A 14,023-nucleotide genomic window follows, 5' to 3' on the forward strand; every position below is an offset into this window, starting at 1 on the left:
ATAAGAAAGTTTTATTTTGCCTCTATCTCTATTTTTAGGCTATACTAAAAAGAAGAAATTTGGACAAAATAAGGGACGATAATATGAGCGATAATTTAATTAAAATTGCATACTTATACGAAGACTTAATGAACACCTATGGTGATTCAGGCGATGTTAAAATTTTAAGTTTTCTTCTTAAACGTGAAGGTTATGATACTCAAGTTGATAACATTTCATTAGGTGATGAATTCAACACTGATGATTATGACTTTGTTTTCTTTGGTGGTGGTCAGGACTTTGAACAAACTGTTGTTGCCAAAGATTTGCCACGTCATAAAGAAACTTTAGACAAGTATGTTAATTCCGGAAATCCTATGCTCTGCATTTGTGGTGGCTACCAACTTATGGGTGATTACTACAAGACAAGTTCTGGTGTAACTATTAAAGGATTAGGAATTCTACCATTACATACAGTATTTAAGGCTGATAAGCGTATGATCGGCGACACTCGTTATATGACTGAATGGGGTGAAGTTAAGGCCTTTGAAAATCACTCTGGTCAAACTTACTTTGATGATACCGATAAACTTCATACTCTCGGTGACATGATTGAAGGATATGGGAACAACCCTCAAGATCATTGTGAAGGTTTGCGTTACCGCAACTTCATTGGATCATACTCACACGGTCCACTTCTTAAAAATGTCAATGTAGCAAATGCAATCAAAGATATGATTATTGAGCGTCACAACAAACGTGTTGGCAATAATGATACAGTAGCTGAATAACAATAAAAGCTTGCTTCTCTAATTGAGAAACAAGCTTTTTTAGTTTTATTTGTGTTTATTCAAAACTTTTTTAGGCTTTGGTGTAATGTTCAAAGCCATTACAGCGACAATCACTAACAAGGTTCCAATCCAATCCATTGTTGCCATTGATAAACCAAAAACAAGAACGGAGCCTATTGTTGCTGATAATGGCTCAAAAGCATCTAACAAACTTGCAGTGGCAGGTTTTACATAGCGCAAAGCATTTGCCATTAACTGAAAGGGAATAATTGTACCAATTATAATCACAGCGCCTGTCCAGAGCCAAACTTCGGACTTATTAGGAATTTTAGGTATTTGGGGATGAATAATCATCAAACTAATTCCAGCTAAAAGCATCCCCCAGCCTGTTACAACTAAACTTGAAACTCGTTTAACAATACCGACAGGAATTAATGTATAACTGGCTTCTCCTACTGCAGAAAGCAATCCCCAAAACAATGCCCAAGGCGTAATTGCCAATTGATCAAATTTTCCATGCGTTGAAAGTAAGAAAACGCCAATAAAAGCAAAAAGTGCTGCAATAATATCCAATCTACGCATCACTTGTTGATGGGTTAATGCCAAATATCCAATTACAAAAAATGGTCCAATAAATTGCAAGATTGTCGCAATTGACGCATTAGCCTGCTGGATAACAATAAAGTAAAACAATTGTACTGGTAAAAGACCAAAAATACCATAAGCCAATATTACGCCAGCATCACGTTTATTTTTTAGTGTTCCAAACGGCTTCTGCTTTAAAGAGCCTGCAAGAACTAATAAAAATATTCCGGAAATAATTAATCGTGTTTGAGTAAGCCACATTGGCGTAATTTTGGGACTAATATTAAAAAGTGCTTTGGCAAATAATCCGGAAATCCCCCACATCACTGCCGCCGAAGCTGCTAAAAATGTCCATAATCGACGTTGAGCTTGCTTTGTCATAATTATTTTCCTCTGTTATTTATGTTCTTTATTAGTTTTCTTTTTCTTAGGTGAAATATTAAGAGCCATTGCTGACAAGACAACTAAAATTGATCCGATCCAATCCATTGGCTTCATTACTAAACCAAAGATTAGAACCGATCCAACAGTTGCAGAAAATGGTTCAAAAGCATCAAGTAAGCTAGCAGTTGAAGCCTTAATAAATCTAAGTGAATTAGTCATTAATTGGAAAGGAATAATTGTACCAATTAAGATAACAGCTCCTACATAAAGCCAAACTTCCGGTTTATTAGGAACTTTTGGCATCTGGGGATGAACAATCATCAAGCAAATTCCAGCCGATAGAAGTCCCCAACCCGTTACCACTAAACTCGAAACATGTTTCAAAACATTAATTGGAATCAAAGTATTTGTTGCTACACCAACAGCCGCTAAAAGGCCCCAGAATAAAACTTCTGGACTTAATGCAAAACTATTAAAGTTACCATGAGTTGCGAGTAAAACAACGCCAATAAAGGCAACAATTGCCGCAATCAAATCAATTGAACGCATTACTTGTTTATGAGTAATTGCCAAATATGCCATGACGAAAAATGGTCCAATAAATTGCAAAATTGTAGCAATTGACGCATTAGCTTTTTGCACAACGATAAAGTAAAACAATTGTACTGGAAGCAAACCAAAAATCCCATAAGCAATAATAACCCAAGCATCGTGCTTGTCCTTCATGCTTCCAAAGGGTTTATGCCCTACTATACCAGAAGCAATTAATAGAATAATTCCTGAAGTTACCATTCTAATTTGTGATAACCACATTGGTGTAATTTCTGGACTAATATTAAAAAGTGCTTTAGCAAAAAGACCTGAGATTCCCCACATGACACATGCCAAAGCAGCAAAAAACGCCCAAAGATGACGTTGTTTTTGTGTTACCATCGGTATTCCTCCCACTTTTAATCGACAGTAACAATCATAACACAGAAAAAAGCACCTTAATGCCCATTTTTAAGCATTAAGATGCTTTAAATTTAAATAATCTTTCTCTTTAAATACAAAGTTAAACCAACTATTCCAACTGCAAGTCCCACAATATAAGTTGTTAAAAAATGCGGCCAATAAATTGCTAAGAAAATTGACGCTATAATTACTAAAACGCTTGTATTTCTAATCATGCGCCGGTAATTCATTAAAAGGCCAACTACAATTCCAAGAAATCCAAAAAGATAGATTAAATTAACATATAATCCCATACTATCTAAAATATCAAAAGAATTGGTTTTGAGCGTTAAATCATAGTACATAATTCCAACAATTTGAATCATCATTCCGATACCAGCGATTAAGTCAATGATTGCCAAAAAATGGTAAAAAGTATTTTTATCGGCCTTATGTGGAAATGCTTTTGAAAATTTATCTACAAATGTTTCCTTATTTTGATAATTATTAATAGGTGATTTTGCAATATGTTTTATATAAAAATCATAGCCCCATCCAGAAACAAAATATGCTAAAGTAACAAAAAATTGAATAACTATTAAATGAGCAAATAAGCCAAAGTTAAACAATAACGTAAAGAAAAGTACGACTGCATAAATAGCTTCAAATGCTAATGCAACCCTGCCCCATTTACGATTTCGGACAATAATTTTTGCTTTATTTTCATTCATAATGTAATTCATCCCTTTTATCATAATTAAATTAATATGATAGCCAGATTATACATCATAAATTTAAATTAAAAAAAGCATTTTCGCAAAAAATTACGAAAATGTTTTCTAATGCTTTTTATTTAAAAATAATGGACTAAGCAAACCAACAAGTAAGCCGTAAATAAAGTACAAACGATAAATATCTGCTTGTTCTGGATGACGAATCCACAAAATCAAGGACATCATTGCCAAAATTCCACCCAAAAATATTGTTGAAGATTCATGGTTATTAGCGAAAAAGCTAACTGAGGCACCTAAAGTTAACAGTAATAAAATGCCAAAAACTACAACAATTAATGGTCCTTGCGTTTGCACATCAAAATCAAGCATTCTTGTTCCTGTCATTAATTGCCAAATCATATATCCTGCTAGTGCAAGTCCCAGTAGCAAAATAACAATTCTTATAATCATCGAGATAGTCTTCTTCATATGCACTCTTCTTTCACACACGCTTAATATGTGCATATTATAGTTGATTTTTTGCTATTCCTAAACCAATTTGAGTAAATCTAATTTAATTGAAATTAGATTTTAAACAAAAAAATCTCGGAAAATTCCGAGATTTCTTATTATCTACGCAAGCAATTTCTTGATTGCTTCTTCTACACTAGCATTCAACGATTGATGCTTATTCGCCGCATAATTGGCTAATTCTTGATGAAGTTTTGGTGAAATTCTCACATTGAATTTACCTTTAAACGGCTTTTCAGGCCTATTTCCATTTTGCTTGCAACTATTTAAATAATCGTCTATTGCTCCCTTAAAATCTTTTTCTAGTTCTTGAATAGTTACTCCCTCATAAGATATTAAACTCTTTATTCCCTGAACTTTTCCAAAGAGAATACCATCATCAAGAGAATATTCAATAGAACCTTCGTAGCCTTTATATTTTAAATATCTATTCGAACTATTCATCATTATCTATCATTCCTTTAATCTGATTTCTAATTTGCTTAATCTGATAAGTTAACAATTCTTTTCGTGGGTGAGGTTTATGCAAAATGATTCTACTATTTTCTTTAACGAAGATAATTCTTGACCCACTTGTCTTTCCTTTATTATCTAGCTTGTAGCCTAATTCTTTTAATACAGTTTCTGCATCTTTAAAATCAAAATTTCGTGGATTTCTATCTAATTTTATGAGTAGTTTTTCTAACTTGCTCATTTTTTCATCTCCTATTTTACATATTTTTTGAAAGTTTGCCACTATTTTTGCCACTAAGGCTATTTATTCCTTCATTATTAAATACGCAAAAAAGAGCTAAAATTTTTTATAAAACAAAAAAATCTCGGAAAATTCCGAGATTTCTTAATTCAACAATAATTAGTCTAAACCACAATTCTTAAAAATTTCATCAACATGACGCAAATGATAATGATAGTCAAATGCATCATTTAAATCATCTTCAGAAAGATAGTCCATAACTTCACTGTTTTCAATTAATTTTCTAAATGAAGTTTGGTCTTCCCAAGCCTTATTAGCATACTTTTGAACCATATCATAGGCCTTTTCACGAGATAGCCCAGCTTCGTCGATCAACTTAAGGAGCAATCTTTGTGAGTAAATTAAACCATAAGTACGGTCCATATTCTTAAGCATAGTTTCTGGAAAAACATCTAAATTGCTCAAAATACGATTGAAACGATGAAGCATATAATCAATGCCAATTGTCGTATCTGGCAAGATAATTCTTTCCGCACTTGAGTGAGAAATATCACGTTCATGCCATAAAGCAACATCTTCATAAGCTGTTACAATGTTGCCACGCATAACTCTAGCCATTCCGCATAAGTTTTCTGAACCGATTGGATTGTGCTTGTGAGGCATTGCAGAAGAACCCTTTTGTCCCTTACGGAAATGTTCTTCGACTTCATGAATTTCGCTACGTTGAAGGCCACGAATTTCCGTTGCCCAATTTTCAATACTTGTAGCAATAAGAGCAAGCATAGCAATATATTCAGCGTGTAAATCACGTGGCAACACTTGGCTAGTAATTGGTTGCTGAGTTAAACCTAGTTGCTTCATTACACTTGTTTCAACAGCTAGCGGAACATTTGCAAAAGTACCAACAGCACCTGAAATTTTTCCTGATTCTACACCTTTAGCAGCATGTTCAAAACGGTCAATATCACGATTAATTTCTGCATACCAACGAGCAAGCTTTAAGCCAAAAGTTGTTGGTTCTGCTTGTACCCCATGGGTTCTACCCATTTCAACGGTGTACTTATATTTCTTAGCCTTTTCAGCAATTGTCTTTTTTAATTCATGCAAATCCTGACGAATAATTTCATCAGCTTGCTTCAAGATATAGCCTTGCGCTGTATCAACAACATCCGTTGAAGTTAAACCAAAGTGAACCCATTTCTTTTCATCGCCTAAACTTTCAGAAACAGTTCTAGTAAAGGCAACAACATCGTGATGAGTAATTGCTTCAAGTTCAGAAACTCTTTCAACAGTAAATGAAGCATTTTTGGCAATCTTTTTAGCATCTTCTTTTGGTACTTCGCCAAGTTCAGACCAAGCATTAGTAGCAGCGATTTCTACTTTAAGCCAAGCCGCATATTTATTTTGCAAAGACCAAATTTTTCCCATTTCTGGGCGAGTATAACGTTCAAGCATAAATTACATTTCCCATGGATTCTTCAAAACGATAGTTTGTTCACGGTCAGGACCTACGGAGACAGTAACTAAAGTCACACCAACCAATTCTGAAACGCGGTTCAAGAACTTCTTAGCGTTTTCTGGCAATTCATCGTAAGTCTTAACTTGCGTAATATCTTCATCCCAAGCAGGAAGTTCTTCATAAACAGGTTGGCATCTGTATAATTCCTTCAAACTTGCTGGGTAGTAATCAATCTTCTTACCATCAAGTTCATATGCTGTAGCAATCTTAATCTTGTCAAAACCTGAGAAAATATCAAGCAAGTTTAAACTCAAACCATTAATTCCGGAAACACGTTTTGCGTGACGAAGAGCAACTGAGTCAAACCAGCCAACTCTACGTGGACGGCCAGTTACAGTACCGTATTCATGAGCAGTATCACGAATTCTGTCACCGATTTCATCCTTTAATTCAGTTGGGAATGGACCTTCACCAACACGAGTAGTATAAGCCTTGCAGACACCGATTACAGTACTCAAACGGTTAGCACCAATACCAATTCCTGAGCAAATTCCGCCAGAAATAGTATTTGATGAAGTTACGTATGGGTAAGTTCCTTCGTCAATATCCAGCATAGTACCTTGCGCACCTTCGAAAAGAACCTTTTCATTGTCGTCTAAAGCATCGTTAACCAATACAGAAGTATCAGTAACGTATTTCTTCATCTTTTGGCCGTATTCATAATACTTATCAAAAATATCTTCAAATTTAAGAGCTGGCTTGCCATAAACCTTGGTAAATAATTCATTCTTTACTTCCAAGTTAGCACGCAATTTTTCTTCAAAAGTATCTTTTTCAAGCAAGTCACAAACACGGATACCAATTCTTGAAGCTTTATCCATATAAGTTGGTCCAATTCCGTTCTTAGTTGTACCAATTTTGTTTGCGCCCTTTGATTCTTCTTGATATTCATCTTGCAAAATATCATAAGGCATAATGATGTGAGCGCGATTAGAAATTCTAAGTTTGCTGGTATCAATACCATTCTTTTCAAGGTTATCAAGTTCGCCAAACATAACTTCAGGGTTAATTACAACACCATTTCCGATAACTGCACCCTTTGATGCAGCGAAAATACCTGAAGGAATTAAACGCATCTTAAATTCTTTACCATCAATATCAATAGTATGACCTGCGTTGTTACCACCATTTGAACGAACTGCCATAGTAGCTTCTTTACTTAAGAAGTCAGTAATCTTGCCTTTACCTTCGTCTCCCCATTGGCTACCTACAACTGCAACTGCTGTCATTTCAAATTTCTCCTCAAAATTTCTATTATTTTTACCTAATCAATATTTATTACGTGAGCTATTCTAGCAATTTAAGCAAAAAGAGTCAACTCAAAATACGAATTATTTTATTTTTAATCAGTTTTATAGTTCGATTTTATTCTTGACACAAAGAAAAACATCCCTTATAGTTACAATCGTTTGATACTAGTGATTACCAAAAGGGAGAATTATAAGTGAGTAATTATTTTAGCATGGAAGCCTTTGACTACGATGATATTCAATTAGTTCCTAATAAAGGAATTATCAAAAGCCGTCGTGACGCTGATACAAGTATTAAGTTCGGAAACCGAACATTTAAAATTTCTGTTGTTCCAGCTAACATGGAAAGCGTTATTGATGAAAAGTTGGCCATTTGGCTTGCTGAAAATGGTTATTATTATGTAATGCATCGATTCCAACCCGAAAAGCGTATTGATTTTATCAAGATGATGCACGAAAAAGGTCTTTTTGCATCAATTTCAGTAGGAATTAAAGACAGTGAATATAAATTTATCGATCAATTAGTTAAAGAAAACGTTAAACCCGAATACATCACAATTGATGTTGCTCACGGCCACTCTATTTATGTAATCAAAATGATTCATTACATAAAAGAAAAATTGCCTGATTCTTTCCTGACAGCCGGAAATATTGCTACTCCAGAAGCTGTTCGCGAATTAGAAAATGAAGGCGCAGATGCAACTAAAGTTGGCGTAGGTCCTGGAAAAGCCTGCATTACCAAGTTGAAAACAGGCTTTGGTACTGGCGGCTGGCAATTAGCCGCATTAAGAATGTGTTCAAAAGTTGCAAGCAAGCCATTAATTGCGGACGGTGGAATTCGTCATAACGGCGATATTGCGAAGTCAATTCGCTTTGGCGCAACAATGGTAATGATTGGCTCAATGCTTGCTGGACATGAAGAATCACCTGGCAACATTATTAAAATTAATGGTAAAACTTATAAACAATATTGGGGTTCAGCGTCAGAGGTTCAAAAAGGCGCGTATCGCAACGTTGAAGGAAAACAAATGCTTATCCCTTACCGTGGATCGATTAAAGATACTTTACGTGAAATGCAAGAAGATTTACAATCTTCAATTTCATATGCTGGCGGAAAAGATTTAAATTCAATTAAACTTGTCGATTATGTAATCGTTAAAAATACAATTATGGATGGCGATTACTAACAATATAATTTAAATTAGGCTCATTGCTACACGATAGATAGCAGTGAGTCTTTTTTATTTTTTATCAAAACTTCTTTATTTTCATATTATTGCGTGTTATACTATTGGAGTTGGTTGATGCGCCCTTAGCGCAACTGGATAGAGTGTCTGACTACGAATCAGAAGGTTGAAGGTTCAAATCCTTCAGGGCGCACTATTCGGGAAGTGGCTCAGTTTGGTAGAGCACCTGGTTTGGGACCAGGGGGTCGCAGGTTCGAATCCTGTCTTCCCGATAATTTTTTAAGCAAGTACTAAAAAGTACTTGCTTTTTATTTTCCCATTCATTAAAATATAAGCAATAAATTAAAAAGCAATGAAAAAGAAGAGTAAATAAGTTATTTCTTTCAGTGAACTAGTAATAGTGAGAAACTAGCAGACCCTGACTTATTGAAAAACACTTTTAGCAAGCTCACCGAAATAAATTTTTTAAAGTAAGTTGAGACGTCTCCGGTACGTTACCACGCCGGTAGAACATGATTGTGTTCTATGAGTAGGTCTATTTTTATAGACAAGCTGGGTGGTACCGCGGAAAAAAGCCTTTCGTCCCTTGTAATTAAGGAGATGAAGGGCTTTTTCTTTACTCCAAATAAAATTAAAGGAGAAAAATATCATGGAATTAATTTTACCTAAAGACTATCATCCAACATTAACTATTAGAGATACCGAAGCAGCAATTGTTTTAATCAGAGAAACTTTTCAAGATAAATTAGCAGATGCCTTAAACGTTCAAAGAATGTCTGCTCCAATGTTCGTTGAAAAGAAGTCCGGATTAAACGATAACTTAAACGGTGTTGAACGTCCTGTAGCATTCGATATGAAAGCTATCCCTGGTGATACCATTGAAGTTGTTCACTCTCTTGCCAAGTGGAAACGTTTAGCCCTCAAGAAATATGGTTTTGGCATGCATGAAGCTTGTACACCAACATGAACGCCATTCGCCGTGATGAAGATTTGGATAACTTCCACTCTATCTATGTTGACCAATGGGATTGGGAAAAGGTAATTTCCAAAGAAGAACGTAATACTGATACTTTAGAAATTACTGTTAACAAGATTTTCAAAGCTATCAAAGAAACTGAAAAAGTTGTTGCAGCTCGTTACCCTAGTTCAACCTATCGCTTAGCTGATCATGTTTCTTTTATTACCACTCAAGATTTGGAAAACCGCTGGCCTGATCTCACTCCAGATGAACGTGAAGACAAAATTGCTAAAGAAGAAAAAGCAGTCTTCATTATGAAAATTGGTGATAAGTTAAACCGTAGCGGTAAGCCACATGATGGTCGTGCTCCTGACTACGATGATTGGCAATTAAACGGTGACTTAGTATTTTGGTATGAACCTCTTCAAAGAAAAATCGAAATTTCTTCAATGGGTATTCGTGTTAGCGAAGAAAGCTTACGTGAACAATTAAAGAAAGCTCACTGCGAAGAACGTGCTGAATTGCCATTCCATAAGATGCTTCTCAACGGTGAATTACCTTATTCAATCGGTGGCGGTATCGGTCAATCTCGTCTTTGTATGATGCTTCTTGGCAAGGCACATATTGGCGAAGTTCAAGCTTCAATTTGGCCAGAAGAAATGGTTGAAAAATGTGAAGCTGATCATATGCAAATTCTTTAATTTAATCATTAAAACAAAAAACTACGTCTGAAATTCATACGTAGTTTTTATTTTGCACTAATATTTAATTTTCGTTTTTTCTATCTCTTCTTGAAAGCCAAGACATGATTAAAGGTAAAATTACGAAACCAAAAATCATCATTGCAATTGCATACCAATTAATTCCAATGAACTGTCCTTGAGCATTTGCGATACCAAATTGTGCTTTCCAGTTGTATTCAACAAGAAGGAAGATAACTAACACAATTGAAAGAACTGGGAAAACTATATCTGTCCAAACATTCTTTTTAGCATCCAATACTTCTTCCTTGCTTCTACCACGGTAGAAACGAATAACAGCTAAAGGTACTACGATAAAGCCTAAGAAACGAACCATAGCACTTAAAGTAATTAAGTTAACCATATTGTATTGGAAAGCCATTGGGATCAAAACGGCTAAAATTACAGAAATAAAGAATGTTCTAATTGGAAAATTATTTTTGGTTCTCTTAGTAAGAGATTTTGACATTTGATTTTCACGAGCCATTGCTTCCAAAATTCTTGGAGCATTAAAACTTGAAGCTACGTTAATACCAAACATGGAGACTAAGGCGCCGACCAAAATAACATCACGTAAGATATCATTTTTAAAAATAGCTGCAATTGCGACAACCTGCTTAGTTGTCATAATTGCTTTAGGATCAAGCATCATAGCAACCGCAACAACGCCGATATAAACTACCGCAATAACTAAAATAGCTAGTGGAATCGCACGAGGTAAATTCTTTTCAGGATTCTTCATATCTTCTGAACCTGAAGCTACTGATTCAAAACCAGTAAAGGCATAAAATGCGGAAACAATTGCCATTACAAAACCAGTTGTTGTCAATGTTGGAACAATCTTTTGACCGTTTTGCGTAATTACATCAACTTCATTTAAATGACTTGATGCACCTGTAGTAATTAATAATATTACCCCGGCAATAATAATTAAAATTAAGGCTGCTAGCTTACCAATAGTAGCAAGATTCATCACCCATTTTAATACTCGTTGGCCAAATAAATTAATGATAGTAATAATTGCCATCAAGACAATAAAGCCAATCGTAACGTTACCAAAATCTTCAGAATTACCGCCAAAAATTGAAATTGTTGAACGAACAACCCCAACGGCCATTACTCCCCAAGCAACACTTGCAGAAAAGTAACGAAGCACACCCATATAAAAACCAACTTTATCTCCAAAAGCAGCCTTTGAATATGCATATGCTGCACCTGATTTTGTTACATACTTGGCAGCCGCCGCGAATGAAACTGCTAAAATTGCAGCAAAAATCGCAGCAATTAAGTAGACAACTAAGGCTTTTGAACCAGCTTGTTGAACCACGCTTCCTGGAGTTAAGAAAATACCTGATCCGATAATTGCGTTAATGGCCAAAAGTACAATTGACCAAAAGCCTAACTTATCGCTTTCCCTATTATTCATATTTTATCCTCACTTTATTCAGCATTATCAATAACCCACTTAAAGAGATTATTCATAAAGTCTACATTCTTATTACGATGAAGCATTTCTGGATGCCACTGAACACCGATAACTGTTCCCTCTTTATTTTCAATTCCTTCTGGAACACCATCTGGAGCAACTCCGGATTCAATTAAATCTGGAGCTACATCTTTAATTACTTGATGGTGGAAAGAATTAACCATAAATTCCGTTTTACCTAAAATATATGCAAGATGACTACCTTCCATCAACTTCATACCGTGAGTTGGCAAATCCGAAGTATGGCCTTGCATATGCTTTAATGTCTTTTCACTTCTGTAAGAAAGATCCTGATAGAGACTACCGCCATGAGCCACATTAATAATTTGCGCGCCACGACAGATTCCAAGTACCGGAATTCCTTTTTCTTCCGCTAACTTAAGTAAAAGCGTATCAAAATGGTCACGTGCAGGCCAAGTTGCACCAATTTTTTGTTCTGGCTCTTCACCATATAAATGTGGATCAACGTCGTGTCCACCTGATAAAATCAACCCTTGAACATTATCAAGTTGAGCTTTAATTACCTCATCATTTTCAGTAAATGGAATAATGAATGGTACACCGCCATTTTGAACAACTGAATCAACATAATCTTCATTTACATAACTACGATGGTAGCCAGGAAAAATTCCGCCATCATCAATTATTACTGAACCTGAAATTCCGATAATTGGTTTACTCATTTTCAGCATCCTCCCTCACTTACTTTTAATATGTGAATTTATTATACAAAACTGTTTTTATATGTACAACAAAAAATATTTTTGATCGGTATAACTTTTTATTACTTAATTGCGCTTTTTCTATGTTTAATCAAATATACAATTGTAGCAATGATTAATACAATCGCACCAATTGCCACAGATAATCGTGTTTCAGGATTAATGAACATAAATACCACGATTAGCGTCAACATGAATAAAGCAAAATAATTTGAATATGGATATAGCGGTAATTTAAACGGATGATCTTCCATCAAATTCTTATTCTTTCGTCTAAAACGTAGTTCCGCAAGTAAAATTACGAACCAAGCTACCATTCCTGGTAAAACAGATGAACTATATACAATAACAAAGACATTTGCCAATGATTTATTTAAGTATTGCACTAAAACATTGAGCATAAAGCCAATAAAAATTCCAGCAGTAATACCAATAATGGCATGACTTGGAACTATCCGTTTAGATACATGCTTGAAAGTCTTAGGAGCTTCACCTTCATGAGCTAATTTATAAAGCATTCTACTTGATGAATAAATTCCTGAATTAGCTCCAGATAAGGCTGCAGTCAAAACAACAAAGTTAATGACTGAAGCAGCAGCTGTAATACCTACTTTAGCAAAAGTAGTTACAAACGGTGACCCAATTGTCCCTAATTTATCCCATGGATATAGCGTTACAATTACAAAAATTGCCCCAACATAAAAGATTAAAATTCGCCATAAAACGGACTTAACGCTTTTAACAATTGCTTCTTGCGGATGAGCAACTTCACCAGCAGAAATCCCAATTAATTCGATTCCTTCATATGACCCAACAACAATTGCCATTGAGAATAGGAAACCTTTTATTCCGCCCGTAAAGAAGCCACCATGACTCCATAAATTAGAAAAGCCTATTGGATGTCCACCGTTGCCAAAACCAAATAAAATGACCATAAAGCCTAAAATGATCATCAAAACAATCGTTACAACTTTGACCATTGAGAACCAAAATTCCAGTGTTGCATATGCTTTTGCACTAGCTAAGTTGGCTACCAACAAAAAGGCAATTATGATAACTCCCGCTACCCAATCAGAGGTACCTTTCCACCAAAAACGCAAGTATTCAGTCGTCGCAACAACTTCAGAAATTCCAACAACAATATATTGAAAAACATTAGCCCATTCTGCTAAATATCCAGCAAGTGGATGAACATGGCTAGTCGCATAATCCGCAAATGAACCTGTTCCCGGATCAACATATAACATTTCGCCTAAAGCACGCATGACAATATATAAGATTAGACCAACAAAGATATAAGAAAGTAAAACAGATGGTCCAGTCCACTTAATAGTCGATGCCGAACCCATGAAAAGACCAACTCCGATGGCGCCTCCAAGTGAGATCATTTCCATTTGTCCAGCAGTCATTGAGCGTTTTAAAGCAGGCGCCTTATGTCGCTTACTCATTACATTCTCCCCTTATCTTATACAAATATTATTCCCGAGGAAATAATAATTTTGTAATATTTATTCTAAGTATGATTTTAAGTACAATTTAAGTTAACATTGA

General features: G+C 35.2%; 13 protein-coding genes, 2 tRNA genes, 1 pseudogene and 1 other annotated feature. Of the genes and pseudogenes, 5 read left to right on the forward strand and 11 right to left on the reverse strand.

Features of this window, described 5'->3' with window-relative positions:
- Window positions 1-83: 83 nt before the first annotated feature.
- On the forward strand, window positions 84-770 hold the full coding sequence (locus tag JCM6256_RS08210) for a type 1 glutamine amidotransferase (protein ID WP_025081217.1): 687 nt from the start codon (window positions 84-86) through the stop codon (window positions 768-770).
- 45 nt (window positions 771-815) lie between these two features.
- Here JCM6256_RS08210 and JCM6256_RS08215 read toward each other — a convergent pair whose 3' ends face one another.
- From JCM6256_RS08215 to JCM6256_RS08250, 8 genes are all read right to left on the reverse strand, one after another.
- Window positions 816-1,736, reverse strand: a complete 921-nt coding sequence (locus tag JCM6256_RS08215; RefSeq protein WP_025081218.1) for an EamA family transporter — start codon at window positions 1,734-1,736, stop codon at window positions 816-818.
- Window positions 1,737-1,751: 15 nt separating this feature from the next.
- Window positions 1,752-2,672, reverse strand: a complete 921-nt coding sequence (locus JCM6256_RS08220; RefSeq protein WP_025081219.1) for an EamA family transporter — start codon at window positions 2,670-2,672, stop codon at window positions 1,752-1,754.
- Window positions 2,673-2,764: 92 nt separating this feature from the next.
- Complete coding sequence (locus tag JCM6256_RS10420; protein ID WP_025081220.1) at window positions 2,765-3,403, reverse strand: hypothetical protein; 639 nt, start codon at window positions 3,401-3,403, stop codon at window positions 2,765-2,767.
- Between the two features lie 108 nt (window positions 3,404-3,511).
- Window positions 3,512-3,874 (reverse strand): hypothetical protein, encoded by a 363-nt coding sequence (locus JCM6256_RS08230; protein ID WP_025081221.1) that lies wholly within the window; start codon window positions 3,872-3,874, stop codon window positions 3,512-3,514.
- Window positions 3,875-4,018: 144 nt separating this feature from the next.
- Window positions 4,019-4,363, reverse strand: coding sequence for a type II toxin-antitoxin system HicB family antitoxin (locus tag JCM6256_RS08235; protein WP_236694723.1), 345 nt, complete (start codon window positions 4,361-4,363; stop codon window positions 4,019-4,021).
- Entirely contained in the window at window positions 4,353-4,610 is a 258-nt protein-coding gene (locus tag JCM6256_RS08240) for a type II toxin-antitoxin system HicA family toxin (protein ID WP_025081223.1), read from the reverse strand. The genes JCM6256_RS08235 and JCM6256_RS08240 overlap by 11 nt, the downstream gene beginning before the upstream one ends.
- Before the next feature lie 159 nt (window positions 4,611-4,769).
- Window positions 4,770-6,065, reverse strand: a complete 1,296-nt coding sequence (gene purB / locus JCM6256_RS08245) for an adenylosuccinate lyase (RefSeq protein ID WP_025081224.1) — start codon at window positions 6,063-6,065, stop codon at window positions 4,770-4,772.
- Window positions 6,066-6,068: 3 nt separating this feature from the next.
- Window positions 6,069-7,358 carry an adenylosuccinate synthase gene (locus tag JCM6256_RS08250; RefSeq protein ID WP_025081225.1) on the reverse strand — a complete coding sequence of 430 codons (1,290 nt, stop codon included), beginning with the start codon at window positions 7,356-7,358 and terminating at the stop codon, window positions 6,069-6,071.
- A 215-nt stretch (window positions 7,359-7,573) separates the two neighbouring features.
- On the opposite strand from JCM6256_RS08250, the gene JCM6256_RS08255 reads away from it, so the two are divergent.
- The 4 genes and pseudogenes from JCM6256_RS08255 (at window position 7,574) to asnA (ending at window position 10,225) form a co-directional block, all read left to right on the forward strand.
- Window positions 7,574-8,566, forward strand: coding sequence for a GMP reductase (locus JCM6256_RS08255; protein ID WP_025081226.1), 993 nt, complete (start codon window positions 7,574-7,576; stop codon window positions 8,564-8,566).
- A gap of 119 nt (window positions 8,567-8,685) precedes the next feature.
- Window positions 8,686-8,759, forward strand: a tRNA-Arg gene (locus tag JCM6256_RS08260).
- 5 nt (window positions 8,760-8,764) lie between these two features.
- A tRNA-Pro gene (locus JCM6256_RS08265) sits at window positions 8,765-8,838 on the forward strand.
- Between the two features lie 71 nt (window positions 8,839-8,909).
- Window positions 8,910-9,156 (forward strand) — a binding site (T-box leader).
- 59 nt (window positions 9,157-9,215) lie between these two features.
- Window positions 9,216-10,225: pseudogene (asnA, locus tag JCM6256_RS10155) on the forward strand (aspartate--ammonia ligase).
- Window positions 10,226-10,289: 64 nt separating this feature from the next.
- Here asnA and JCM6256_RS08275 read toward each other — a convergent pair.
- The 3 genes from JCM6256_RS08275 to JCM6256_RS08285 all read right to left on the reverse strand — a co-directional run bounded on the left by JCM6256_RS08275 (window position 10,290) and on the right by JCM6256_RS08285 (window position 13,920).
- Window positions 10,290-11,690 (reverse strand): APC family permease, encoded by a 1,401-nt coding sequence (locus JCM6256_RS08275; RefSeq protein WP_025081227.1) that lies wholly within the window; start codon window positions 11,688-11,690, stop codon window positions 10,290-10,292.
- A 14-nt stretch (window positions 11,691-11,704) separates the two neighbouring features.
- Window positions 11,705-12,433, reverse strand: a complete 729-nt coding sequence (locus JCM6256_RS08280) for a gamma-glutamyl-gamma-aminobutyrate hydrolase family protein (protein WP_025081228.1) — start codon at window positions 12,431-12,433, stop codon at window positions 11,705-11,707.
- 101 nt (window positions 12,434-12,534) lie between these two features.
- Entirely contained in the window at window positions 12,535-13,920 is a 1,386-nt protein-coding gene (locus JCM6256_RS08285) for an amino acid permease (protein ID WP_025081229.1), read from the reverse strand.
- Window positions 13,921-14,023 lie beyond the last annotated feature (103 nt).

It is taken from the genome of Lactobacillus hamsteri DSM 5661 = JCM 6256, from assembly GCF_000615445.1.
GTDB classification, from domain to species: Bacteria; Bacillota; Bacilli; order Lactobacillales; family Lactobacillaceae; genus Lactobacillus; species Lactobacillus hamsteri.